This window comes from Altererythrobacter lutimaris, assembly GCF_013371495.1.
Taxonomy (GTDB): Bacteria; Pseudomonadota; Alphaproteobacteria; order Sphingomonadales; family Sphingomonadaceae; genus Erythrobacter; species Erythrobacter lutimaris_A.
Genome location: NZ_JABWTA010000001.1, coordinates 2,590,072 through 2,613,907, shown reverse-complemented (window position 1 = coordinate 2,613,907; position 23,836 = coordinate 2,590,072). Strand labels below are relative to the sequence as shown.

Below are 23,836 nucleotides of genomic sequence, written 5' to 3'. Positions count from 1 at the left end.
CGCTTCCAACGCCCTTTGATATGTATCGTATGAAAATGTCAGGCGCCTTGCGGTGCGGCTCCACCTTCTCCGCCGAACTTCTTGCCTGCTTTTGGCACTGCCGAGCCGGAGATCGGCTGCGGCTTTGCCGGGCCTGATGGCTGATCAGGACGGTCAATTTCGCCTGTCTCGAGAAGCTTGGTGATCTCGTCACCGCTCAGCGTTTCGTATTCGAGCATCGCCTGCGCGAGCAAATGGAGCTGATCCTCATGCTTCTTGAGGATGTCGGTCGCACGTTTGTGAGCGCCTTCGACAAGACCCTTGATCTCTGCATCAATCAGCTTGTTCGTCTCAGCGCCGCCCATAGTGCGCGCAGTCTGACCCATGCCGAGATAGCCTTCCTGGCTCTCTTCGTACTGAAGCGGCCCAAGTTTGTCGGACATGCCCCATTTGGTGACCATGTTGCGCGCAAGACTGGTTGCATACTGGATGTCCGAGCTTGCACCGGATGACACCTTGTCATGGCCGAAGATGATCTCTTCAGCGACACGCCCACCCATCGAAACCGAGAGGTTCGCGTGCATCTTGTCGCGGTGATAGGAATAACTGTCCCGCTCGGGCAGACGCATCACCATACCCAGCGCACGGCCGCGCGGAATGATCGTCGCTTTGTGGATCGGGTCGGACGCTTCTTCGTGGACAGAGACGATCGCATGGCCAGCCTCGTGATAGGCGGTCATCTTTTTCTCGTCATCGGTCATGACCATGGAGCGGCGCTCCGCCCCCATCATGACCTTGTCCTTGGCGTCTTCAAACTCCTGCATCGCAACCAGGCGCTTGTTACGGCGCGCCGCCAGCAGTGCTGCTTCGTTGACCAGGTTAGCGAGATCAGCGCCAGAGAAGCCTGGCGTGCCGCGCGCAATCGTACGCGGGTTTACGTCGGGTGCGAGCGGCACTTTCTTCATGTGCACGCCGAGGATTTTCTCGCGGCCATCGATGTCTGGGATCGGCACTACGACCTGACGGTCAAAGCGGCCCGGACGCAGCAGCGCAGGGTCAAGCACGTCAGGGCGGTTGGTCGCAGCGATAATGATGATGCCTTCGTTTGCTTCGAAGCCGTCCATCTCGACCAGCAACTGGTTCAACGTCTGCTCGCGCTCGTCATTCGAGTTGCCTAGGCCATGACCACGATGGCGACCGACCGCGTCAATCTCGTCAATAAAGACGATGCACGGTGCGTTCTTCTTCGCTTGCTCGAACATGTCGCGCACCCGGCTCGCGCCGACACCAACGAACATTTCGACAAAGTCTGAACCAGAGATGGTGAAGAACGGTACGCCCGCTTCGCCTGCAATCGCACGTGCGAGCAGTGTTTTACCGGTACCGGGCGAGCCAACCAGCAATGCGCCTTTCGGGATTTGTCCGCCAAGCTTGGAGAAGCGTTGCGGGTCCTTCAGGAACTCGACAATTTCTTCCAATTCTTCGCGCGCTTCATCAATGCCTGCGACATCTTCAAAGGTGACGCGGCCCTGCCGTTCAGTCAGCAGCTTGGCCTTGGACTTGCCAAAGCCCATCGCGCCGCCACCGCCGCCTTTTTGCACTTGGCGCAGGGCAAAGAATGCAATGCCGAGGATCAGCAGGAACGGAAGCGTCTGAAGCAGGATGTAAAGCAAGACATTGCCTTCCTCCGCCTCAACGCCTGAATACACCACGTTTTGTTCTTCAAGCAGAGGCACGAGGGTGTCGTCATCCTTCACCGGGATCGTCGAGAACGTGCTGTCATTCTTCAAAACGCCTGTGATCTTGTCCGGCGCAACCCGCACTTCCTTGACCGAGCCTTCCGCAACCTTGTCACGGAAATCGGAATAGGTGATTTGCGTAGCAGGTGTCTGCCCGGCATTGCCGAACATGGATACCACCAGCAGCAAAGCCATGAAGACCCCGCCCCAGATCATCAGGCTCTTCATCCAGGGATTGGGGCCTTCCGGACGCGGATCTTGCGGTTCGTTCTCTTGGTTCATCGACTTCTGATTCCTTGTTGGAAGCCTCAATGTAAGCGCGGCACGGTGAATCGCAAGATAACGAAGCTCCGAATCTGCACCGGCCAACGCAGGGAAAAACCGATGAGACTGATCGGTGGTTCCTCAGGTGCAATTGGCGGACAGAGGTGACGCACTTGATCGATCATTCAAATTTGACTTGATCGATCGATCAAATTCTGCTGAGTTGAATGCTCAATCAAGAGGTGATTCGATGAATTCCGCTACGCGACAACGCATCGTCATGACAGCGCTCGAGATGTTCTATGTGAAGGGATATAATTCAACATCGATTGCGGACATACTGAGCCGCAGTCAGGTGCACTCAGGCAGCCTGTACCACTTCTTTCCCGGCAAGCAGGACTTGCTGGTCGCTGTACTGGAATTCTACCGCGACGGCATCAAAGAGAACCTGCTGGATGTTGCCTGGGGCGAAGTCACCGATCCGATCGAGAAGATCTTCGCATTGCTGAATGGCTATCGCACCGGTCTTGTCATGAGCGATTTTCAGCATGGTTGCCCGATAGGCAATTTGGCACTTGAGATCAGCGAGCCAGATCCGCGCATTCGCGAGCTTCTGGACGTTAACTTCAGCAATTGGATCGAAGCGATAGTCGCCTGTCTGGACGAGGCCCGCGACCGGCTGCCGCCTGACACCGACACGCGCGCTTTAGGTGAATTTGTTCTCACCATCATGGAAGGCGCAATCATGCAGGCGCGCACCGCCAAGGATATCGGCGTGTTCGACCGTAACGTTGCTGTGCTGCGTGACCATATCAATTTGCTGCTTGAGAAGGCGAAGGAGCCGTCATGAAAATCATCGCAATAGCCTTAGCGATCGCCGCTGCATTCATGGCTCCGGTCTTGGCATTTGGCCAGGAAATCACATCGGAAGTAATCGAAGAGAATGACGGCACACGCACACTCATTCATGAGTCGGTGATTGATGCGCCGGTTGCAGATGTGTGGGCTGCGCTTTCCACCGAAGAAGGCTGGAAAATGTGGGGTCCAAGCACTGCCTGGTTCGACCTACGCCTCGGTGGTTCAATCGAAACGAGCTATTACCCGGACACGATCAAAGGTGATCCGCGCAACATCGTTCAGCGGATTATTGCGTTCGTTCCGGAGCGCATGATGGCGCTGCAAGTCCTTCAGGCGCCTGAAGGTGGCCCTGTAAGTCTGGAGACAATCAAGCAGACCTGGGGCGTGTATGAGCTTGATCCGATCAGCGAAACGCAGACCCGCATGCGCATTATTGGCCTCGGATATGGTGGTGATGAAGGGTCTTCCCGGATGCTTGAATTCTTCAAGTCCGGAAATGTCTACTCGATAAATCTGCTGAAGAAGAACCTTGCGGATGCTCGTGCGCAAGCAAGCCAGGAATAACCGTCAGACCAAGGGGGAAAGTCATGGACATCAATTGGATCGGAATCATCGCAGCGACCATCTCGGCATTTGTTCTGGGCGGCATCTGGTACGGACCGCTGTTCGGCAAGAGATGGCAATCACTGGTCGGGCTTAGTGACGAACAAGTCAAAAATGCGAATATGGCGAAAGTGTTCGGCGGAGCATTTGTCCTCACACTCATCGCCGCATTCGTCTTCGCAATGTTCCTTGGCCCGGACATCACTATCCAGCAGGGAACGGCCTATGGAGCTTCCGCCGGTCTGTGCTGGGTCGGCGCAGCGCTAGGGATCAATTATCTGTTCGCGCAAAGGCCGCTCGCGCTTTGGCTCATCGATACAGGCTATATGACGCTGATGTTTACGCTGTTTGGAGCGCTCTTGGGCGCGCTTTAGTCAGCCCGCATCAGTTGGCTGAGTGCGCTTTCAGGAAAACATCGACCGCGCCTTCGAGCCGGCGGCGATCATCAGCATCTGAAGGAGTCGCGCCAAAGCGTCGCTCCAGATCGCCCATTCCTTTGCACATGGAGACAAACTGCTCTGCCGCGAGGCGTGGATCGGTAATCGATAGCTCTCCCCGCTCGCTCGCCATAGCGAGAAAACCGCCGAAGCTCTCTTTCATGCGCCATGGTCCGGCGGCAAGGAAGGCCTGGCCTATTTCAGGCTCGTCGACAGTCTCCGCTGCAATCCGGCGCTCAAATTGAACCATTTCAGGCCGCGAGAGAAAGCGCATCATCGCTTCACCAATCGCCAGCAGACGCTTGCGGATAGGCGCGTCCGGCGGAAACGCTTCAATCGAAAAATACCCGCGCATCTTTTCGCATTCGCGCTCGACTGCGGCGGTGAACAAAGCGCGTTTGTCACCAAAGTGGTTGTATACGGTAACCTTTGAGACCCCGGCGTCAGCTGCGATCTGTTCAATCGAACTTGCAGCGTAACCTACGTCGAAGAACGCCTGTGCGGCGGCTTCGACAATGGATTTGCGTTTTGCAGCATCGACCGGTCTGCCACGCCCCTTGCGGGAGGGCTTGTGAGACTTTTTTTCAGCCACATTGGAACCAGTCGAACCACCGCCAGTTGACAAAATGAACTACCCCGTTCAATTAAACGCTCGCGTTCAATAATGAACGATTACCCGATTCGATTCAACCCTCCCCGGGGATGTGTCTTGATAACGAACTAGCGCAAAGAGGTTTCCCCCGCCCCATGCTCTGGATTGCCATCCGAATGCTGACTGGCGACAAGCAGAAGTTCTACGGGCTTCTGTTCGGCATCGCATTCTCGACTTTGCTCATCACACAGCAGCTGACGATTTTCGTCAATCTGGTCGAGCGTGGAGCGAGTGGCGTCTACAATGCACCGGAAGCGGAGATCTGGGTTATGGACCCGGTCAGCCGCACGACTGACGTCAGCTATGCGATGCCATCGACAGCGCTTGACCGCGTGCGCTCGGTTCCAGGCGTAGAATGGGCCGTCCCGCATCTGCGTTCCGCTGCCTCAGTGCGTACACGGGACGGAGATCTTGAACAGGTCGCGATCATCGGAGTGGACGATGCAACTCTCATCGGGCTACCGAAAAACCTATATGAAGGCGAGAAGAGCGTGCTCGCCCGCCCGGACTCCGTCATCATCGACGATGTCGGAGCAATCAACATGTTTGGAGCGGGTGTAATACCTGTCGGTGAGCGACTGGAGCTCAACGACCAGCGCGCGGTGATCCGCGGCGTTGCGGATACAATCCCGGCCTTCACCAGCACTGCTGTGCTTTACACGAAATATAGCCAGGCGCTGCGTTATGTTCCGGGTACGCGCAACCGGCTTTCTTTCGTGCTCGCCGGTGTCAGCGAGGGCGAAAGCGCAAACGCGGTCGCTGCCCGGATCGAAGAGCGCACTGGACTCAAAGCAGAGACCCGTGACGAGTTCGCACGCGCAGGGGTCGACTTCATCATCGAAAACACCGGTATTCCGACAAATTTCGGGATTACTGTGATCCTCGGCTTCGTTGTTGGTGTAGCGATTGTCGGGCTCACTTTCAGCCTGTTCATCCGCGACAACATCAAGCAGTTCGGAGCACTCAAAGCGATCGGCGTAACCAATCGCAAGATCGTTAGCATGGTCGGTGTGCAGGCAGGACTGGTTGGCTTTGTTGGTTACGCATTGGGGCTAGTCGGCACCGCTGCGTTCCTTGGGGCATTCTCCGGAAATCCGTTCTTCAAGGGCTTTTACATCCCCTGGCAGATTCCGCTGATCAGCCTCGTTGCAGTGATCATCATCCTGGCGCTAACGGGATGGATTGCTCTGCGCAATGTCCTGAAAACCGAACCAGCAGCGGTGTTCAGATAATGGCGACCAAGCTCGACACTACAGAAATCGGCGGATGCTCGCCTGAAAGCGCAATCTGCGCGCGCAGTATCGTGCGCGATTTCGAAGCAGGCCAGCAGACCATCCGTGTGCTCCACGGCATCAATGTTGATATCGAGCCGGGACGCATGACCTATGTCGTGGGCGAAAGCGGCTCCGGCAAAACCACGCTGATTTCTATCATGTGCGGTATCCTCTGGCCCACTGACGGCGATGTCCGTGTGTTTGGCACGAACATCTACGAGCTGGATGACACAGAGCTGGTCAATTTCCGGCTGCAAAATATCGGCTTCATCTTCCAGCAGTACAACCTGATCCCTTCCATTGATGCGGCCGCAAACGCCGCTGTACCGCTGATCGCGCAAGGCATGCCGATCAATGAGGCGCGCGACAAAGCAAAAGCGATGATGGAGAAGCTTAATATCGGCGATCAGGCCGACAAGCTTCCGAACCAGCTTTCCGGAGGCCAGCAGCAACGCGTCGCCATCGCCCGCGCGCTGGTGCACGAACCGCGGCTGGTCGTCTGTGACGAGCCCACAGCCGCACTCGATGCTGCGTCGGGTCGCCGCGTGATGGACTTGCTGCACGAAGTCGCTGTCTCACCGGACCGCGCTTGCATCATCGTGACGCATGACAACCGTATTTTCGACCTCGCTGACCGCATCCTCGTGCTGGAGGATGGGCGCATCACACATGACGGCACAGAGATGCCGGACGATCATTGACAGGACCCGACATGGCATTGCTTCCTGAAAATCTGAGCTTCTCACGCAAAGTGCTCCCGATCATCGCGGTTGTCGCGCTGATCGCTGCTGCAATCTACGTCGTGACCGGCCTCCCGGATCGGAGCCTGGCTGAGCCTGAGAACCAACCTCCCCGCGCCGCTGGAGAACTTGCCAATTCAGCCCGTGTAGCAGGGGCAGGTGTGGTCGAGCCGTCCAGCGAAGTCATCGATATCGGCACAGCCATCTCCGGCCTTGTCACTGAATTGCAAGTCGCACCGGGTGACTTCGTCGAGCCGGGCCAGCCGCTTTTCGTTGTCGATCAGCGCTCCGCCCGCGCGCGCTTGCAGGAAGCAAACGCCGCGATCGGCGAAGCGCGCGCGGCGATCCGTGATGCCCAAGCTACCAATGCCACCGCCCAGCAACAACTGGCCTTGTATAACGAGATCGATGATCCCGCCGCTGTCAGTCGCGCTGAAGTGATCCGCGCAGAAGGCGAAGCCTCCGCCGCGCGAACCCGCCTGGAGCTCGCCCGCGCGCGCCTGTCTGCCGCACAGGCGCAAGCAAGCAGCGCACGGACGGAGTTGGAGCGTCTCACTGTGCGCGCACCGATTGCTGGCGAGATCCTCGCTGTGAATATCCGCCCCGGCGAATTCGTCTCGACCATGGGTGGCAGCAGCCAGCCATTTATCCAGATGGGCGAGACACGCCCGCTCCATATCCGCATCGATATTGATGAAGACGAAGCAACCCGCGTCGAGCGCGGCGCCAAGGCGTTTGTCTCTCCACGCGGGGATGCAGCCAACCAGGTCGAAGCGACATTCGTGCGTGCAGAACCGTTGATCGTGCCCAAGCGCTCGCTCACAAATTCAGCGGCAGAACGCGTGGACGTGCGCGTGTTGCAGTTGATTTACGCTCTGCCTGACGATGCCCGCGGCAGCTTCACGGTCGGGCAGCAAGTCGATGCCTTCATCCCGGCGGTTGAGAGCGCCCAATGAACCTACGCGCCCTCCTAATCGCTTCAGCAGCGCTGACTCTCAGCGCCTGCGTTGCCGGCCCCCCGCCTGAAATCGCGACGCCGACGCCTGAACTGCCAAGCGAGTTCGTCTATTCGCCTGACGATGGCGAAAGCGGCGCGTTGGCAGACCTGCTTCCCAATGAGGACCCCGCCTTTGCCGCTTTGACCGGCGCTGCGCTCGAGAACGCGCCAAGCCTTGCCGAAGCGCTTGCCCGTGTGGATGCAGCGCGCGCGCAAGCCCGAAGGGCTGGCGCAGAGCGACTGCCCAATATCGGCGCAGATGCGTCTGTAACGGCAACGCGCATCAACCCGGCGCAATTCGGATCAGACCTGCCACCGGGCGTCGAATTTGCGACCGAACAAACCTCCTATGGCGCTAACATCGTCGGTAGTTGGGAGATCGACATTTTTGGGCGTTTGAAAGCGTCCGAGCGCGCAGCCCTCGCCCGCGTCGATTCCGCAAGCGCTTCTGCGGAAGCAGTGCGGATCGCTCTGACCAGCGAAATTGCCGGCGCTGTCATTGACTGGCGCACTCTCGCCGGACGCGAAGCCGCATTGGCGCAAGATCTTGCAGCCGCAGAGCGGCTCGCCGGCCTTGCCAGTGAGCGCGAAGTAGCAGGCCTTGCGCCGGGCTTTGACCGTGTTCGCGCAGAAGCCGCCGCAAGCCAGTCCCGCTCGCGGCTCGCAGCGCTCTATGGCGAGAGGGCGCGAATCCTCGGACGGCTCGTCACTCTGACCGGGCTTGATTCCGTCACCATCGGTTCGGTTCTGCTGGAAGATGTCATTGCGACTGATCTGCCTGCAGCGCCGGTCGCGATGCCTTCCACGCTTCTGACCACACGCCCTGATGTGCAAGCCGCAGGGGCTGAGCTGCTGGCAGCGGACGCAGATCTGGCCGCTGCTGCCAGAGCGCGGTTCCCGCGCCTGACTTTATCGGGCACGCTTGGATTGCTCGCTTTCGATTTAGGCTCGCTGTTCGATGGCGACTCCCAAGTTTACACCGCAGGCGGCAGCTTGCTCGCGCCGCTCCTCGACTTCGGGCGTATCCAGTCGCAGATCGATGCAGGCGCCGCAAACAACCGCGCGGCCTTCGCTGCCTATCGTGGTGCGGTTTTTACAGCGCTAGGCGAAGCGGAAGCCGCCTATGGCCAAGTCACGGGCGCTGACCGGCAAGCTGAAGCGGCAGCACAGGAAAACGCGGATCTGGAGCGCGCGGCGAGCCTTGCTGAAACGCGCTATAAAGCAGGTCTTGCAGACTTTTTGACTGTCTTGGAAGCGCGCCGGGCAGCCGATGCCAGCGGTGAGCGGCTTGCCATGGCCATGGGTCAGGCACAGCGCGCGCGGATCATTTTGTGGCAGGCTCTGGGCGGCGCTGAAGCTAAACCACAATCCGATCAATCAGCCAAAAACTCGCAATAATTCCGATCGCATAAGTTGCGAATTTGAGCGCTGGAGCCTCGGCCCTGGGCGCAAGCCTGATGATCGCCGCGCGCAGCAACAGCACTATCGCGATCACGGCAATCTGACCCGCTTCAACGCCAAGGTTGAAAGCGAGCAGAGCGGTTGGCACTTCGCCTTCCGGCAGGCCGATATCTGCAAGCGCCCCTGCAAAACCGAAGCCGTGGAGCAAACCAAAGGCAAAGGCGACGAGCCACGGCCAGCGCCGCGTCCATGTCTCGCGATAACCTTGCGTAAGCTCGACTGCGAGGAACAGGATCGACAAAGCGATCAGGGCTTCGACCGGCGCTTGCGGCAGGCCTGCAAATCCCAGCACACTCGCTGCAAGCGTGATCGAATGCGAAACCGTGAAGGCTGTCGCCGCGCCCACGACCGCCCAGCCGCGCTTCACCAGCAGCACCAGCGCGATGACGAACAGCAGATGGTCCCAGCCCATCAGGATATGCTCGGCCCCGATGACGAAGTAACTGCGCAGAACTTGCATGCGGTCCGGCGCTGCCAGAATGGTCGCTTGCGGCTCGCGGGCGGTGAGGCGCAAAGACTGCACGGGCTGGTCCAAAGGCGCGACCCGGAGCAAGGCATCGGACTGTCCCGGCAGCTGCGGCAAAGCGAAGACTTGCCCGCCGAGCGAACCCTCGCAAGTTAGCTCCGCATTGCCGAGATAGGCAGCATTCGCGCGGCGCATCGTCGGCCCGCTCGAAAAGCGGCAATTGGCGGGCAGAGTTGGCTCGATCACAGCGGCGGTCGGATTGGAAACAGGTTGCTTCCAGACCAGCGACCACTTGCCTGCCGCCTGTTCGGTCAAGTCGAGCGCCATGGGCCGCACTTCGTCAGCTGAAGCCGGGACCGCGAAAAGAGCCAGCAAAAGCGCTAGCAGCAGTCTCACCGGTCAATCTCGACAGTGTAGGCTTCGCGCAGAAGTTCGTAAGCGGCCTCCTTGCGTTCAGCAGCCGTTCCGGAGCGCCAATCGGCCTCCACGCGGGCGCGAATTTCGCTCAGCGGAGGCAGGTCGGATGCATCGACTGCGGTCAATTGAACGAGATGCCAGCCGAGGCCCGAAGGGATCGGTCCTTGCCATTCTTCGCTTGGGCGCAATGCGTCCAGCTCGCTCGCGAATTGCTGTCCGAAGCGGTCGAGGATTTCGCTGCGCGGCATCTCGCTTACTGTCGCAGGCAGCTCGATGCTGGCGCGTTTATCTCGGCTCATCTCGGGGTTATCTCGACTTATCTGTGCTTCATCTGCCGCTTGCTTTTCAGCAAACCAGAGCTGCTCGAACGTATATCTGGCATCGTTCGCAAAGCGCGTTGGGTGGGCTTCGAGCCAGGCCTGAAGCTCCTCGTCGGATGGGTTGGCAGCTTCTGCTTGAGCCGCTGCAATCAAGTCCATTTTCTGCGCGAGGCGCCGTCTGACAATCGCATCGTCCTGATCGAGACCAAGCCGCAAAGCTTCACGGTAAAGTACTTCTTCGCGGATAAAACGCTGCGTCAGATTATCCAATTCAGCATCGGTTGGCGCGCGGCCCATCTGCTGTTCAAAGCCGCTAGAGATCGAAGCAAGTGTCTCGGAATCAATGGTAATCTCGCGGCTTGCCGGATCGGCAGGTGTACCCATCCAGGCAAAGAACCCAAACAGGACTGCGCCGCCGATCAGGAAATGGACCAGTGGCTCTTTCAGCCATTGTGGCATGTCGCTACCCGCCGTTTTATGCTGCAGGCCTGAGCCAGATCGGCGAGGAATAAGCCCGCTCCTGCGCCACCGCATCAGCCATCGCTTCTTCGCTCAAAGTGATGCCGAAACGCAGCGCATCGTAGAGCGTCCAGCGCGGGGTCGGGATCTCCAACACACGCAAATAGTAGAACGCGCGCTGCCCTTCGACATAGTCTGGATCAGACCATGTGACCTGCAGGTTTGCAGCACCTATCGTATTGGTATAGATTGCTTTTTCACGATCTACGGTGTCGCTGACAGCAGGCACTTTACCGTTCGCCATGCGGCGATCCTCCATGTCGGACCACACCACATCATAGACCCGTTCGCGCACTTCGCCTGAACCATCGACCCAGCCTTTCACCACTTGGACCCGGTCAAGATTTGCCCCGTCAGGGTCCTTTTGCGCAGAGATCATGAACACCGGCGCATTGCCATTGTCAGTGAGCTCGCCTCCCATCGGAACCCCGCGGGTATAGCCTGCTCGCACCCAGTCCTCGTCCCAGTCGGAGGAGGTGAAATCAAACCCGCCAAACATGCGCACTACCATGCGCGGACCGGTTGTGGCGTAGACCTCGCGGCGCTTGAACGCATCGAAGATCTCCGCGCGCGTATTGCCCCGCGCCCAGGCGGCTGCATAGCCGCCTGCGAGGTAGTGCCAGCCAAAGCGCCCCTCCCTTGTCCCGAGGTTTTGCGGCTGAAGCGCGCGTTTAGTATTGGCTTGCTCATTGCCTGAGTGCTTGCCCCAGAAATTGTCTTCATCGCCTGTTGCAAGGGAGGTGTGGCTGTCGGTCGAACCGATCATTCCGAAGGCATAAGGATTGACGCCCAAGCGCTCTTCCAGAGACAGGCCACGCTGCAAGGCTTCGCGCGCATAATTGCCCGCGAGCATATCGTCGCTCGTCGGCGCTGTGAGCGGCAAATTGCCAAGCTCCCAACCCGCGTCGCCAAAGCTTGCAAACTCGTCATTGGGCGAAAGGAAGCTATGCGTCTCGCTATCGCCCTTGATCTGGGTGACTTCGACAACAGGCTCTGCGGCTGCACGCTTGCGCGCATACTCAGCCGTCATCGGCCCTCCATCCGGCATAGTGAGCTCAAACATCAAGCCATTGGAGAGGTTCGAGTTATGCGGGATCGCAAGCGCTTCGCCGCCAGTTTTCTCCGCATAGGCGATCATGTAATCCCACAAGCCTTCGGCGGTGGTTGAAAGGCCGGGATACGGCACAACCTGCTTGGTTCGGTCGCTGCCATCGCGAAACATGACGACGCGGTGCAGATTGTTGCCGTCCGGCATGAGCGTGTATTCAAAGCCTGCAAGCGCCGTAAATACGCCCGGCTCATTGAATTGATCGAGCGTATCTAAGTGTGTCTCCCAGATATCTTTTGTCGCTTCAGCCTGTCTCTCCGGATCGCTCAGCGCCTCAGGCAAATTTCCGTCCGCTGCCGCTGTGATGAGCTCGGCAATCGCCAGTTGCGACTGCTCTGGGCTTTCATGCATCATATCGTACCAGCGCAGCAGCGTCTCATCGCCCATCGCGACCACACCCAAGCGCGGCGCATCATAAAGCCGCCGCGTCGCGCCGAGACCATCGGAGTGGTCTGAAATCACGAGGAAATCGAGCGGACGTGCAAGCTGAGCCTGCGCACCAGTGGTTGCAGTGACTTCTTCACCGCGCGCAAAGCGCAAAGCCGCCTCGGGCCCAAGACGAACGCCAAAACCGAACGCATCGACTGAGTTGTCCGTGTGAAGGTGGGTATCGCCCCAATACGGGCGATCAGGAAACTCAGCCAGCTCAATGGTGTTCTCGCCATTACCACTTTGTTCAGGCCGCGCTTCGCTACCGCAAGCGGCCAACACCAATGACGCGCTCAAGACAAGCGCAATTCTCGCTGAAAACCCTCGCATAGTCCCCTCCCAGAAACTTGAGTTGCGGAGGCACTGTGCGCCTCCCCTGCATCACCCGTCAAGGCGAGCTGGGTTTTGCAAGCATGCCGTGGCGTCAAGCATGCTTCCGGTGAAGTAATGCAGTACGCAGACAGCGGCAAACCACCTCATCGCGTTGATTGAGCATTTCATGCTGGAAAGTCACGATGCCCGCTTCAGGCCGAGACTTACTCTCGCGAAGTTCCTTGACTTCGCTCGAAGCGCGCAAGGTATCACCGATGAAGACCGGCTTAGGTGTGACGACATCGGTAAATCCGAGATTGGCCACCAGCGTGCCGAGCGTCGTTTCGCCAACGGAAAGTCCGACGAGGAGCGAGAACGTGAACGTCGAGTTCACGAGAATCTGCCCGAAGCCGCTTTCCTTCGCTGCCTCTATGTCGAGATGCAGCGGCTGCGGGTTATGAGTCATTGTCGAGAAGAGCAGGTTATCCGTCTCCGTAACGGTCCGGCGAATTTCGTGCTCGATCCGATCGCCGACTTGCCACTCATCAAAATACCTGCCTGCCATGCTCTTTATCCCATTGCCGCCCAGCGCTTGACGACTTCATCGCCGTCCATGGCGCTAGGCCTCACTGAACCGGGTGTACGATCAAAGCGCGGCGCGGGCGCAGTATGCCAGACACCGTCATGCTCCTCATAAAGGCCGCGCGCTTTCATGTGAGGATGATCGCGCGCTTCTTCGACTGTCAAAACCGGGCCGAAGCACACATCTGTGCCTTCGAGAATTTCCGTCCATTCAGCTGCAGTCTTTGTCTTGAAAAGGGCTTCGAGCTTGGCTGTGTATTCCTCCCAATTACCGGGATTCATCTGGCCCTCGCGCAGCTCCTCTGGTGCCTTCACGCGCTCCAAGAGTTCTGCATAAAACTGTGGTTCAATCGAGCCTAAAGATATCTCGCGCCCATCGGCACATTCGTAGCAGCGATAGAAATGAGCAGCTCCGCCGAGCATGCCTTTGCCGCGATCTGTCGTGAGGTACGGGACATGCCTCATGCCAAAGAAAAAACTCATAAGGCTGTTCGTGCCATCAACAATAGCGGCATCAACAACTTGCCCCTTCCCGCTCCGCTCGCGTTCGAACAAGGCTGCCAGAATGCCCAGCGCGCAATACATCGAGCCGCCGCCGAAATCGCCGACCAGGTTTTGCGGCGGCACAGCCGTATCGCCTGCTCGGCCCACGGCGCTCAGTGCGCCTGTAATTGCGATGTAGTTGATGTCATGTCCTGCGGCTTGCGCGAGAGGCCCATCCTGCCCCCAGCCGGTCATGCGGGCGTAGACGAGGCGCGGGTTCTGCACGAGCATCTCGTGGGGGCCAAGTCCCAGCCGCTCCATCACACCAGGGCGAAAACCCTCGAGCAGCACGTCAGTTGACTTGAGCGCCTCAATACAGAAGGCCTTTCCTTCCTCGCTCTTCATATCGACTGCGACACGATGGCGGGCACGTTCGACCACTTCATTGCTGATCTGCGTACCCGGACGTTCGATCCGGACGACTTCAGCCCCCATATCGGCGAGCAGCATGGCCACATGAGGTCCCGGCCCGATCCCGGCAAACTCTACAACTTTCAAGCCAACCAATGGCCCTGACGGCTGAGACATCAATTCCTTCTCCCTTCGCGGCGATGTGCATGGCGCGGGCTGTGAATGGAGGCAAGCAAAAGGTAGACTGTGTGAAAATGCGTAGAGACGGGTGGCAATAAAATGCTGCGCGGTATTAAAGGGCTTGCAAGCAAACCGAGGTCCTCGGGGACACACATAGAAAGCCAAGCATGCCGCTCGAACATCACCAACCGGATGGCCTTGGGAAAGCGCGCCGGCTGAACTTTTTCGGCACGCCGATTGACTTGCTGTCACTCGAAGAAAGTGTCTCGCTTGCCGAGCGCGCCATGGAGCGGCGGGAGCCGATGCGCCACACTGCCCTGAATGTGGCCAAGCTCATGAAACTCGGATCAGATGACGATTTAGCCGCTGACGTACGTGGAAGCGACATGATCGGGATCGACGGTCAGGGGATTGTGTACGGTCTGAAGCTCTTCGGTGCCCACGATGTTGAACGGGTGGCAGGCATCGATCTGTTTTATGCCCTGCTCGCACGGTGCGCTCAAACTGGCCGCAAACCATTCATCCTTGGTGCCAAGGAAGAGCAGCTCAGGAAGGCGATGGCCGAAGCACAGCGACGTTGGCCCGGGCTCGAATTCGCTGGCGCAAGGAATGGCTATTTCGGTCCGCAAGATGAGGCAGAAATAGTCGAACGAATCGCAAGTTCAGGTGCAGATTGTCTGTTTGTGGCGATGCCCACCCCGCGCAAGGAACGCTTCCTCAACGGCAATGCTGATCGCCTCAACGTGCCTTTCCTGATGGGCGTCGGAGGCTCAGTAGACGTGCTCGCTGGACATGTCTCGCGCGCGCCGGTTTGGATGCAAAAGGTCGGCTTGGAATGGTTTCACCGTCTGGTGAAAGAACCGCGCAAAATGTTCGTAAGATATGCGAAATCCAACTCAGCCTATACGTGGCTACTACTGCGCACTTGGATCAGCGGCAGGAAGCCGATCGAATTTCCGATAGCGAGCTGATGCGATTTCTGGATCAGCCAATCAACGGGAGACTGTTTTGTCACAAACGGTAGAATACGCGGATCTTCAGCCTGAAGAAGATGCTGCGTTTGACGTCGCAGTGATCGGTCTCGGCTACATCGGCTTGCCGACTGCTGCGGTGCTCGCCAGTTCGGGACTATCTGTGTGCGGCGTAGACGTGTCTCCGCAAGTCGTGGAAACGGTCTCGTCTGGCGGGATCCATATCGAGGAAACCGACCTCGATACGCTTGTCCATGAAGTGGTCTCGTCCGGCAAGCTTACGGCCTCGCTCGAAGTGCCTGAAGCACGCTATTACGTGCTGGCTGTTCCTACGCCGCTGAAGGCAGATAACCAGCCGTGTATCGACTATGTTCTCTCTGCGGCTGAAACCATCGCGCCAAAGCTGGTCCCCGGGACTTGCGTCATTGTGGAGTCGACCTCTCCAGTCGGGACAACAGAGGAAGTAGCCAACTGTATAGCTAAGCTGCGGCCCGACTTGCGGATTCCAGACGCTAGCTCAAATGACGCGAAGGATACGGACTTCGATGTTGCCATCGCCTATTGTCCGGAGAGAGTATTGCCGGGCAAAATCCTTGCTGAGCTGGTTTCAAATGATCGGGTGATTGGCGGCCTGACTTCGGCTTGCACTAAGCAAGCAAGTGATCTTTACCGTCACTTCGTAAAGGGCGCGCGGCTGGAGACAGGCGCGCGATCAGCGGAGATGGTGAAGCTCGTCGAGAACAGCTTTCGCGACGTCAATATCGCTTTCGCGAATGAATTGTCATTGATCGCCGACCACCTTGAGGTCGATGTGTGGGAGATCATTCGGCTCGCCAACCGGCACCCCCGTGTGAACATTCTGCAGCCGGGCCCAGGAGTGGGTGGGCATTGTATCGCTGTTGATCCTTGGTTCCTTGTTGCAGGCGCGCCCGAGCAAGCGCGGCTGACCCGCACTGCTCGCGAAGTCAATGACAGCAAAACGCGCCATGTCCTCGATCGCATCAAAAACATGATGGAGGCTGATCCGCAAACAAAGACCGCCTTGCTGGGTCTCGCGTTCAAAGCGAACATTGATGATTTCCGCGAAAGCCCCGCTCTCGAAATCGCAGAGGAACTAGCTCGCGATTATGGCGAGCGGCTACACATCGTCGAGCCCTTCGCAGAAGAGCTTCCTGGCGCACTTACCGATTCTGGAGCAAAGCTGGTCGGCCTTGGCGATGCGCTAGCGGAAGCTGAGATCGTAGTCATTCTTGTCGATCACAATGCATTCAAGCATCTCCCTCAGATGAACCTCAAGGGTCACATGGTCTACGATACGCGGGGAATGTTGGTGGTATGAGCAAACCGCGTATCCTCGTCACATTCGGCACGCGTCCGGAAGCAATCAAGATGTTCCCGGTAGTGCATGCGTTACGCGCTTCGGGATCATTCGATGCGCGCGTCGCCGTGACTGCGCAGCACCGCGAAATGCTGGATCAAGTGCTCAGCATTGCTGACATTATTCCGAATATTGATCTTGATCTGATGCAGGCCGGACAAAGCCTGGACCAGCTTGCGAGCCGGATCATCCTCCACTTTGGTGAAGCGCTGGACAAAGAGCGTCCTGATCGGGTCCTCGTGCATGGCGACACGCTCACCACCATGATGGTTTCGATTGCCTGCTATTTCCGCAAGATTCCTGTGGGCCACGTCGAGGCCGGACTAAGAAGCGGTGACAATTACGCGCCTTGGCCTGAAGAAGTGAACCGGCGTGTTACTGGCGTGATTACCGATTTGCACTTTGCACCTACACAAGGTGCAGCCGATGCTTTGCTGCGAGAAAATACAGCAGCCGAGACCGTGCATGTGACAGGCAACACCGTCTTGGACGCACTGCTCGCCACTCGAGCTAAGATTCAGAACAATCCAGCCATTGCTCCAGTCATCGGGGATTTGCGAACGCGGCTTGCTGGCAAGCGCATCGTGGCTGTGACAGCGCATAGGCGCGAAAACTTTGGCGAAGGCATGCATTCGATCGCCAGCGCTTTGGAAGAGCTCGCCAAACGGGATGATGTGGCAATCATCTACCCGGTCCATCCCAATCCAAACGTCATCGATGTTATGAAGCCACGCTTAGGACATCTTGCCAATGTCTCGTTGATTGACCCGCTGGAATACCCCGATTTCGTAGCGCTCATGGACGCATCGGAAGTCATTCTCACAGACAGCGGCGGCATTCAGGAGGAAGCGCCAAGCCTTGGCAAACCGGTTCTGGTCATGCGCGACGTTACCGAGCGTCCAGAAGGTGTCGAAGCAGGTACGGCAAAGCTTGTGGGCACAGATCAGAAGAAGATCGTGGATACGACTAACACTTTGCTCAACGACCAAGAGCAGTATGTGGCTATGGCGAAAGCCCACAACCCGTATGGCGATGGGCGGGCTGCACAACGCATCACAAGAATTCTTCAAGAGCATTACGCCCTTGTATAACGGTAATCGACGAGGCTTAGCGACTATGCCCTTTGCGACTTGAGCGACGTTGATATGCGAGAGCAGCAAGTCCAATTGCCGTGGCCGACCCCAAATCAATCAACCAATTGAATTTCAGCGGGCCATAAAGCAGCCAGTCCGTCGCATGCCACGAGATCATCCGCAGAATAACAAGGCCAACCATCGCGAGGCCTGCCAGCAAAGCAGCCGCGCACCAGCGATCACGCTTGCCTCTTATTCGAACTTGCAAGAAGTGTTTCAGCTTCCAAAGAATGAGTAGGCCCAAAGTCAACAAACCGAGCGCCATGATCGCTTGAGGAACACGCCTGCTGTCATAGGCTTCCGCCCCGCGCAGAAGCACACGCACTTCCTCTCTGACCAAATCCTCAATCGAAAAGATGCGCATCAAAGCAAGCGCGCAAAGCAATGCAGTCAGACCCATCCAAATGACTGAATGCCAGCGTGGCGCAACCGTGGAAGAGCGGAAGGATAGGACACAAGCCAATATAATGCAGAAATAATATCCGACCGCAACAAGGCTAAGGAAGGAGGGCGTTATGGAGGTCAAGGATCACGCTCAAAAGAAACTGTCAGGCGCTCATACCGATTCGGCCCGGTATGCCAATACAGAGCAATAGGGACGAGCCAATGCTCTTTTTCGCGTTCCGTTTGTCGCTCCTGTGGCACATCCAGAGATAAAGTGATGCCGCAAAGGTGAGGAAATCGTAACCATAAGTTGCGCGCTTTAAAGCCTCTGGCTAAGCATTTGTACTTAGGACTTTTGAGCGCGGCGGGACAACTCAATGAATGATCGATCAATCATGCAGGCACCAGAGCCGGGGCGCGGCGGTGTTTGGGTGGATCGCTACCTACCTGTCGAATGGGAGGAATCCCAGTCAGCTGGGCCAAAGCTAATTGACGCTGATGTCCTTCGCGGAATGCTCTTCCGTCAACGTTGGTTGATCGCAATTACAATTGCAGCTTCGTTGGTCCTGGGAGTTGTTGTCACAATGCTGATGACACCGGTTTACGAGGCCAAGGCCTCAATTGTTGTCAGCCGGGACGGCAACATCGTTGTCGAAGGGCAAGAACTGGCCCCGGTAATGCCCAGCAACGAATTCGATAACTACATGGAGACTCAGGGTGTTGTCATCCAGAGCCGAAGCTTGGCTTATGAAGTTGTCGACGCACTTAACCTGGTGGAAGAAACGCCGCTGGTCCTCAAAGATATCGACGAAAGCCGCCCCGATGAAGCGGATGACGCTGAGTGGGCAGAGATCAAGCGCACAGACCTCGCGACGATCTTGCAATCCAGCGTTACTGCTGACGTCCCTCGCGGAGCACGCGTTTTGACCATTGGCGTCGAATCGGAAGATCCCGAGTTCGCCACACAAGTGGTCAATGCCTACGCTGAAGCCTATGTACGCTCGGATGCGAGACGCTCGCTTGAAGCCAATCAATACGCGCAGGAATACCTGCAAGAGCAGATCGCGCAGACACGCGAACGCCTCGCGGACGCTGAAATTGCCGCCAACAACTATGCTCGACAAAGCGGCATCATTAACCAGCAGACTTCTGAAGAGGAAAGCAGTCAGACGATAACGGGCGCGAACCTGGTCAGCATCAATGATACGGTTACTCAGCTACGCGCACAAAGGATCGCAGCGGAACAAAGATGGCGAGCGGTTGCTAATATTCCCGCCGCTCAATTGCCAGAAGTCCAACGGAGCCCTGCCGTTCAGGGACTTCAGAACGAGAAGCTACAGCTCGAAACAGAGCTGACTGAGTTGCGGCAGCGCTATAATGACGAGTATCCGCCTGTAATCCAGCTGCAGGCCCAAATTGCGGCGATTGATCAGAAGATCGCTGCAGCCAGTGCTGACATCAAGGCATCAATTCGTAATGAGTTTGTAATTGCTCAGCGACAAGAGCAAGCGCTGTCCGGCGAATTGGAGAATGCCTCGGAAGAGACACTGGCCGAGCAGGATCGACTTGTCGAATACAGCGTGCTTGATCGCGAGGCTCAGGCCCTGCGGGATCAACTTGAGTCCCTTCTCGACCGGTTCAACTTGTTGAGTGCTGCGGCCAATGTCCAAAGTGGTATGTTGACCAAGCTTGATGATGCGATCGTACCGATCAGCCCAATTTCTCCTAACCTCTTGCGGAACATGCTGATCGCGTTGATTGGCGGGATTGGTCTTGCCGCCGGCCTGGCCTTGGTTCGCGAAGTATTGGATGACAAGCTGCGCTCTCTGGATGAAGTTGAAGAGAAGCTCGGCCATCCTTTGTTAGGCCATACCCCTTACGTTGATGAGGACGAGATCGAGAACCAGGAAGCCAATCAGTTCAGCGCATTGATGGAGGCCTACTCCTCGATCAGATCGACTGTCGATTTCACTTTGCAGCGTGATGGCGCAGTTATCCAGTTGACCAGCAGCCAGGCGTCTGAAGGTAAATCCACAACAGCGTTGATCCTCGCTGACCTGTTCGCGCGTTCAGGCCGCAAAACTCTTCTCGTCGATGCAGATTTGCGCAAGCCGTCCATTGCACGGCTGCTGCACGTCGAACGGCCTCAGTTTGGCTTTGTCGATGTACTTGCAGGGCGTGTCGACTTGCAGAGCGCATTGGTTGAGGGGACACGCGAGAATCTGGATATACTCACTTTGGGACCGATCCCAGCCAATCCGGTTGAGATGCTTTCATCCTATCGCTTGCGTGATTGGGTCGAGCGTAATCGCAAGGAATATGGTCTGATCATTTTCGATACATCTCCGGTGCTCGGTATCGCAGATGCTCCGCTGGTGTCTCGCTGTGTCGACAGCACCATCTTTATTGTCGAAGCCAATAGCGTGAACTTCGGACAAGTCCGTACGGCTCTGAGGCGGATACGAAGCGTAGGCGGTAACATCCTCGGTATTGTACTGACCAAGTACAAGGCGATTCAGGCGGGCCAGTCTTATGATTATCAATACCGCTACTACCAGTACGCAAAGGATAATGCTGTCGAGAAAGTCTGATTCTTTAGGTAGGCAAACAGACTAGCGGAGAGGTGCTGAGAGGCATGGCTGGGCACCCAAGCAAACTGAATATTTGGCATATTTCAGCTGATTTTCCCGATCCGATTGAGCCGCAGAAGACACCAGTAATCCGCCAACTGGTCGCCTTAACGAGCGCAGATGCCAACCATTTTGTGATCTCGCTCAATCGCGAGACCCCGGATTCGAGCAATATGTTGCCGCTGCTCGCAGATCGTTCGAATGTGATCAGCTCCATTCAGGAATTTGATGCCGGAATTGCACTGACCTATTGCGCCCCCGCGAAAGGTTTCATGCACGAGACCATGCTTCGCCGGCTTAGCGAGGCGCTGATTGCGAAGCTGAGAGATCAACCACAACCTGATCTGATAATCGGGCACAAGCTAACGATCGAAGGCATAATTGCGGAAAGGCTTGCCGCACACTTTAAGGTGCCGTTCGCGCTCTCCATTCAAGGCAATACGGACACGAAAATCCTGCGGGCGCGGCCTGATCTTACGCAGGCTTTTGCGCGCATCTTCAGACAAGCGGGAGTTGTGTTTCCGTTTGCGCCTTGGGCACTCGAGAGCGTCGAAGACAGACTTGGAAAAAGAGATGGGCCAACTGTCTTGCTGCCTTGCCCGACCGAGCTAGACAGTCCGCTGGCTCCACGGCTAGCCGGTAACGGTTTCGTTTCGGCCTTTCACCTCAAGAACCACAAATTAAAGAACCTCGCGGCGCTAATTCAAGCTATGGCCCGCCTCCAGAACTCAGTGCAGGAAACGCATCTCGATATCATCGGCGGGGGGACGGATGCCGATATGGCAGCTTGCGAAAAGCTCGTCGGGCGACGAAGCAATGTTCGATTTAGCGGTCCCCTCGACCACAGCGCCATCCCTGATCGATTCAATGCGGCGATAGGTTTTGTGCTGCCTTCACTCCATGAGAGTTTTGGTCTCGTTTTCATTGAAGCTCTATTTGCAGGTTTGCCGATCATCTACCCCAAGGGGCGCGCGGTAGACGGTTACTTTGACGACATGCCTTTCGCTATTGCAGTGGACCCACGAGATCCACACGAAATCTCTGAAAGTATGAAGATAATCATCGAGCGCGAGACTGCGCTAAAAGCAGAGATAGCGCGGTGGCAGACCTCAGACCACGCTGCTAAGTTTCAACGAGATGCAATCGCCTCCGCTTTCGCCAAGGGACTTGCGACGGCAGCGGACGGGGGCTCCTGACAATAGCAGTATACCGGCAAAGCGTTCAGAGCGGCTTGCATCAATTCTTCGATTGCTGCTCTTAGTGATGGCGGCAGCAAGCTCACGCATCATTGACCAACGCGTTGCGCCGACACTGAAGGCGCATCTGAATAGAAACGCTTCTGTGATGGTAATGTTATCGGACGTCTCAATGACGAGCTGGCATCCTCCGATAGCGATACTCCGATTGCCAGGACAATCGCAAACCAGATCCCCATTGATCCAAAATACGTAACCGTGAAGCCGGCAACGATAATAATGGTGAAAGCGGAGATGACACCAAAATATGAACGACGATCTGTGCCAACCGACCGTACTGAACGTTTAGACAAGATGACAATGACACAGATTGCAACCGCCAAAAGTAGAATGGCTGGGATCAAGCCATGGCGGATCGCCAACATGAGCCAGTGCGCGTCGACGCTTTCTGGCATCCAGTCTAGCCTTTCATACCCCTGAAAACCGATCCCAAACAACGGGTGCGCTGCTACGGAATCAGTCCCGTACTCCCAAATAAGTCTGCGATAATATGCGGTGCCGGGATTCAGAGTAAACTGACCAAGATACGGAATTACCCCATTCTCGGTCGCAACCTGAAGCCCGACAAGTGCTATGCCTGAGAACCCGATAAACATCTTCCAGCTTACAAACGAAATGCGTTCAACACACCAACGATAAGCCTGCAGACCTGTGAAAATCAGCAGGCCCAGGAACGCAGCGGAGCTAAGTGAGAAAACGGCCCCTAAACCAGCAAGTGAGCCCAGCCACCGAGGCCAACTGCGCAATCCCGAATTGAAATAAAGAGGAATGAAACTGGCCAACAATACACCTGCCAGTATCGGATGTGAAAACGGGCCATACGCTCTCATCAAGCCAAGTCGAACCTCGCTCTTCACGTTGAAGTCGCCTACGGCAACGCCGTCTCGGTACAGAGGCAGATTGCCAAAAATGGTCGAAGCAGCCGGACGAACGAGAGGAGTATGTGTCACACTCTCGATCATCATCAAAAAGGTCACTGTGGCCAAACCGGGCGCTGCCAACACAAGCAAGCGGCGCAAATCCATTAGAGATCTAAGGCATATGCGCGTGATCAGGTATGGGTAGATCAAATCAAGCGCTAACGCGCTTCCTCGGACAACTCCTGTAAGCCCTTCATAGACGTAGGAAAATGAGATAACGATCCAGATGCTGGCAATAAGCACCATGGCATCGAGCAATCTGGGAGTGAACCTGCGACGAAGCAACTGCACGACAATCCACGGAGTTAACGCCAGATAAGTCGCGCGATACGCAAAAATGGTCTGCCCTGCGATATCGACATGCACTTCTTGTGGGAGGAGGCATGCATAAACCAACAGTACAAGCGGAAGCAAAGGTCCAAGCGCAGCATGCTTCGCAGGCCTTCTCGGCATTCCAGATGGCGTTACCGGCCTTTGGTTTTGCAGTGCAGTAATGGCGTTTGCCATAGTCAAGCAGTCTCTCAAGCTTCGTTCATGACCTTGCAGATCGCAGAAGGGCAATCAATCGGCAATCTGCCGGTATAGGATAATTAGTGCTTTCCTACTGCTAGCTCGGCAACATACACATCGTTCTTCTTTTGTTCCAATGCGGAGAAGAATATGGTATCCGACAAGTTTGACAGCTCATCAGACAGTTTGATTGCGCCTTCGAGCTATTGCTTCGCCATCATTCCTAACGATGCGCAAAACCTACCCGTAGTTACCAAAGCACTTTATGTGGGTTCTGGTGGCCGAGTAACCTTAGTTCCGGTGGACAACACCTCTCCGGTTACATTCGTGAACGTGGCTAGCGGCGCCATTCTCGATGTCAGAGTGTCCCAAGTTCGCGCGACGGGAACGGATGCCAGCGATCTGGTAGGACTGGCCTGATGC

Annotated in this window: 22 protein-coding genes; 13 read left to right on the top strand and 9 right to left on the bottom strand. The window is 56.7% G+C overall.

Annotated elements, in window-relative coordinates; all coding sequences use genetic code 11:
- Positions 1–38: 38 nt before the first annotated feature.
- A complete protein-coding gene (gene ftsH / locus HUO12_RS12670; RefSeq protein WP_176273944.1) occupies positions 39–2,000 on the bottom strand; it encodes an ATP-dependent zinc metalloprotease FtsH in 1,962 nt (653 codons plus the stop codon).
- Between the two features lie 232 nt (positions 2,001–2,232).
- Here ftsH and HUO12_RS12665 point away from each other — a divergent pair, with 232 nt between their 5' ends.
- The 3 genes from HUO12_RS12665 to HUO12_RS12655 are packed head-to-tail and all read left to right on the top strand — an operon-like array spanning position 2,233 to position 3,817.
- Positions 2,233–2,832, top strand: coding sequence for a TetR/AcrR family transcriptional regulator (locus HUO12_RS12665; RefSeq protein ID WP_176273943.1), 600 nt, complete (start codon positions 2,233–2,235; stop codon positions 2,830–2,832).
- Entirely contained in the window at positions 2,829–3,404 is a 576-nt protein-coding gene (locus HUO12_RS12660) for an SRPBCC family protein (protein ID WP_176273942.1), read from the top strand. The genes HUO12_RS12665 and HUO12_RS12660 overlap by 4 nt, the downstream gene beginning before the upstream one ends.
- Before the next feature lie 23 nt (positions 3,405–3,427).
- Positions 3,428–3,817 (top strand): DUF1761 domain-containing protein, encoded by a 390-nt coding sequence (locus tag HUO12_RS12655; RefSeq protein ID WP_176273941.1) that lies wholly within the window; start codon positions 3,428–3,430, stop codon positions 3,815–3,817.
- Between the two features lie 10 nt (positions 3,818–3,827).
- On the opposite strand, the gene HUO12_RS12650 is transcribed toward HUO12_RS12655, so the two are convergent.
- Positions 3,828–4,472 (bottom strand): TetR/AcrR family transcriptional regulator, encoded by a 645-nt coding sequence (locus tag HUO12_RS12650; protein WP_332310417.1) that lies wholly within the window; start codon positions 4,470–4,472, stop codon positions 3,828–3,830.
- A 155-nt stretch (positions 4,473–4,627) separates the two neighbouring features.
- On the opposite strand from HUO12_RS12650, the gene HUO12_RS12645 reads away from it, so the two are divergent.
- From HUO12_RS12645 to HUO12_RS12630, 4 genes are read left to right on the top strand one after another with little or no spacing between them, the layout of a single operon-like run.
- Complete coding sequence (locus HUO12_RS12645) at positions 4,628–5,764, top strand: ABC transporter permease (RefSeq protein WP_176273939.1); 1,137 nt, start codon at positions 4,628–4,630, stop codon at positions 5,762–5,764.
- Entirely contained in the window at positions 5,764–6,507 is a 744-nt protein-coding gene (locus HUO12_RS12640) for an ABC transporter ATP-binding protein (protein WP_176273938.1), read from the top strand. Before HUO12_RS12645 ends, HUO12_RS12640 begins: the two co-directional genes overlap by 1 nt.
- Before the next feature lie 11 nt (positions 6,508–6,518).
- A complete protein-coding gene (locus tag HUO12_RS12635) occupies positions 6,519–7,502 on the top strand; it encodes an efflux RND transporter periplasmic adaptor subunit (protein ID WP_176273937.1) in 984 nt (327 codons plus the stop codon).
- Positions 7,499–8,941: an efflux transporter outer membrane subunit gene (locus HUO12_RS12630; protein ID WP_176273936.1), complete on the top strand. Its 1,443-nt coding sequence runs from the start codon at positions 7,499–7,501 to the stop codon at positions 8,939–8,941. The genes HUO12_RS12635 and HUO12_RS12630 overlap by 4 nt, the downstream gene beginning before the upstream one ends.
- Here the strand turns inward: HUO12_RS12630 and HUO12_RS12625 are convergent.
- The 5 genes from HUO12_RS12625 to HUO12_RS12605 form a co-directional block, all read right to left on the bottom strand.
- Positions 8,901–9,866 (bottom strand): HupE/UreJ family protein, encoded by a 966-nt coding sequence (locus HUO12_RS12625; RefSeq protein ID WP_332310416.1) that lies wholly within the window; start codon positions 9,864–9,866, stop codon positions 8,901–8,903. The genes HUO12_RS12630 and HUO12_RS12625 overlap by 41 nt on opposite strands.
- A complete protein-coding gene (locus HUO12_RS12620; protein ID WP_176273935.1) occupies positions 9,863–10,666 on the bottom strand; it encodes a peptidyl-prolyl cis-trans isomerase in 804 nt (267 codons plus the stop codon). Before HUO12_RS12620 ends, HUO12_RS12625 begins: the two co-directional genes overlap by 4 nt.
- A gap of 16 nt (positions 10,667–10,682) precedes the next feature.
- A complete protein-coding gene (locus tag HUO12_RS12615) occupies positions 10,683–12,593 on the bottom strand; it encodes a DUF3604 domain-containing protein (RefSeq protein WP_176273934.1) in 1,911 nt (636 codons plus the stop codon).
- A 94-nt stretch (positions 12,594–12,687) separates the two neighbouring features.
- Positions 12,688–13,140 (bottom strand): MaoC family dehydratase, encoded by a 453-nt coding sequence (locus tag HUO12_RS12610; RefSeq protein ID WP_176273933.1) that lies wholly within the window; start codon positions 13,138–13,140, stop codon positions 12,688–12,690.
- A gap of 5 nt (positions 13,141–13,145) precedes the next feature.
- Positions 13,146–14,228 (bottom strand): CaiB/BaiF CoA transferase family protein, encoded by a 1,083-nt coding sequence (locus HUO12_RS12605; RefSeq protein WP_176273932.1) that lies wholly within the window; start codon positions 14,226–14,228, stop codon positions 13,146–13,148.
- 170 nt (positions 14,229–14,398) lie between these two features.
- Between HUO12_RS12605 and HUO12_RS12600 the strand changes: the two genes are divergently transcribed.
- The 3 genes from HUO12_RS12600 to wecB are packed head-to-tail and all read left to right on the top strand — an operon-like array spanning position 14,399 to position 17,671.
- The gene (locus tag HUO12_RS12600) at positions 14,399–15,202 is read left to right on the top strand and encodes a WecB/TagA/CpsF family glycosyltransferase (RefSeq protein WP_176273931.1); all 804 of its coding nucleotides are present in this window, start codon (positions 14,399–14,401) and stop codon (positions 15,200–15,202) included.
- A gap of 37 nt (positions 15,203–15,239) precedes the next feature.
- Positions 15,240–16,541 carry a UDP-N-acetyl-D-mannosamine dehydrogenase gene (wecC, locus tag HUO12_RS12595; RefSeq protein WP_176273930.1) on the top strand — a complete coding sequence of 434 codons (1,302 nt, stop codon included), beginning with the start codon at positions 15,240–15,242 and terminating at the stop codon, positions 16,539–16,541.
- Positions 16,538–17,671, top strand: coding sequence for a non-hydrolyzing UDP-N-acetylglucosamine 2-epimerase (wecB, locus tag HUO12_RS12590; protein ID WP_176273929.1), 1,134 nt, complete (start codon positions 16,538–16,540; stop codon positions 17,669–17,671). Before wecC ends, wecB begins: the two co-directional genes overlap by 4 nt.
- A 16-nt stretch (positions 17,672–17,687) precedes the next feature.
- Here wecB and HUO12_RS12585 read toward each other — a convergent pair whose 3' ends face one another.
- The gene (locus HUO12_RS12585) at positions 17,688–18,113 is read right to left on the bottom strand and encodes a hypothetical protein (RefSeq protein ID WP_176273928.1); all 426 of its coding nucleotides are present in this window, start codon (positions 18,111–18,113) and stop codon (positions 17,688–17,690) included.
- Between the two features lie 361 nt (positions 18,114–18,474).
- Here HUO12_RS12585 and HUO12_RS12580 point away from each other — a divergent pair, with 361 nt between their 5' ends.
- Together HUO12_RS12580 and HUO12_RS12575 are read left to right on the top strand one after the other, a co-directional pair.
- Complete coding sequence (locus HUO12_RS12580) at positions 18,475–20,688, top strand: GumC family protein (protein ID WP_176273927.1); 2,214 nt, start codon at positions 18,475–18,477, stop codon at positions 20,686–20,688.
- 32 nt (positions 20,689–20,720) lie between these two features.
- Positions 20,721–21,923, top strand: coding sequence for a glycosyltransferase (locus tag HUO12_RS12575; RefSeq protein WP_176273926.1), 1,203 nt, complete (start codon positions 20,721–20,723; stop codon positions 21,921–21,923).
- Positions 21,924–22,012: 89 nt separating this feature from the next.
- Here the strand turns inward: HUO12_RS12575 and HUO12_RS12570 are convergent, their stop codons facing one another.
- On the bottom strand, positions 22,013–23,410 hold the full coding sequence (locus HUO12_RS12570; RefSeq protein ID WP_176273925.1) for an O-antigen ligase family protein: 1,398 nt from the start codon (positions 23,408–23,410) through the stop codon (positions 22,013–22,015).
- 153 nt (positions 23,411–23,563) lie between these two features.
- On the opposite strand from HUO12_RS12570, the gene HUO12_RS12565 reads away from it, so the two are divergent.
- Positions 23,564–23,833 (top strand): spike base protein, RCAP_Rcc01079 family, encoded by a 270-nt coding sequence (locus tag HUO12_RS12565; RefSeq protein ID WP_176273924.1) that lies wholly within the window; start codon positions 23,564–23,566, stop codon positions 23,831–23,833.
- The last annotated feature ends 3 nt before the right edge of the window (positions 23,834–23,836 follow it).

What these genes read in the sequence shown, in the direction of transcription:
- HUO12_RS12600 (WP_176273931.1), top strand. Translation starts at nt 14,399, where the DNA reads ATGCCGCTCGAACATCACCAACCGGATGGCCTTGGGAAAGCGCGCCGG.
- HUO12_RS12580 (WP_176273927.1), top strand. Translation starts at nt 18,475, where the DNA reads ATGAATGATCGATCAATCATGCAGGCACCAGAGCCGGGGCGCGGCGGT.
- HUO12_RS12615 (WP_176273934.1), bottom strand. Translation starts at nt 12,593, where the DNA reads ATGCGAGGGTTTTCAGCGAGAATTGCGCTTGTCTTGAGCGCGTCATTG.
- HUO12_RS12660 (WP_176273942.1), top strand. Translation starts at nt 2,829, where the DNA reads ATGAAAATCATCGCAATAGCCTTAGCGATCGCCGCTGCATTCATGGCT.
- wecB (WP_176273929.1), top strand. Translation starts at nt 16,538, where the DNA reads ATGAGCAAACCGCGTATCCTCGTCACATTCGGCACGCGTCCGGAAGCA.
- HUO12_RS12565 (WP_176273924.1), top strand. Translation starts at nt 23,564, where the DNA reads ATGGTATCCGACAAGTTTGACAGCTCATCAGACAGTTTGATTGCGCCT.
- ftsH (WP_176273944.1), bottom strand. Translation starts at nt 2,000, where the DNA reads ATGAACCAAGAGAACGAACCGCAAGATCCGCGTCCGGAAGGCCCCAAT.
- HUO12_RS12605 (WP_176273932.1), bottom strand. Translation starts at nt 14,228, where the DNA reads ATGTCTCAGCCGTCAGGGCCATTGGTTGGCTTGAAAGTTGTAGAGTTT.
- HUO12_RS12640 (WP_176273938.1), top strand. Translation starts at nt 5,764, where the DNA reads ATGGCGACCAAGCTCGACACTACAGAAATCGGCGGATGCTCGCCTGAA.
- HUO12_RS12620 (WP_176273935.1), bottom strand. Translation starts at nt 10,666, where the DNA reads ATGCCACAATGGCTGAAAGAGCCACTGGTCCATTTCCTGATCGGCGGC.
- HUO12_RS12665 (WP_176273943.1), top strand. Translation starts at nt 2,233, where the DNA reads ATGAATTCCGCTACGCGACAACGCATCGTCATGACAGCGCTCGAGATG.
- HUO12_RS12585 (WP_176273928.1), bottom strand. Translation starts at nt 18,113, where the DNA reads ATGGGTCTGACTGCATTGCTTTGCGCGCTTGCTTTGATGCGCATCTTT.
- HUO12_RS12630 (WP_176273936.1), top strand. Translation starts at nt 7,499, where the DNA reads ATGAACCTACGCGCCCTCCTAATCGCTTCAGCAGCGCTGACTCTCAGC.
- HUO12_RS12610 (WP_176273933.1), bottom strand. Translation starts at nt 13,140, where the DNA reads ATGGCAGGCAGGTATTTTGATGAGTGGCAAGTCGGCGATCGGATCGAG.
- HUO12_RS12635 (WP_176273937.1), top strand. Translation starts at nt 6,519, where the DNA reads ATGGCATTGCTTCCTGAAAATCTGAGCTTCTCACGCAAAGTGCTCCCG.
- HUO12_RS12645 (WP_176273939.1), top strand. Translation starts at nt 4,628, where the DNA reads ATGCTCTGGATTGCCATCCGAATGCTGACTGGCGACAAGCAGAAGTTC.
- HUO12_RS12655 (WP_176273941.1), top strand. Translation starts at nt 3,428, where the DNA reads ATGGACATCAATTGGATCGGAATCATCGCAGCGACCATCTCGGCATTT.
- HUO12_RS12570 (WP_176273925.1), bottom strand. Translation starts at nt 23,410, where the DNA reads ATGGCAAACGCCATTACTGCACTGCAAAACCAAAGGCCGGTAACGCCA.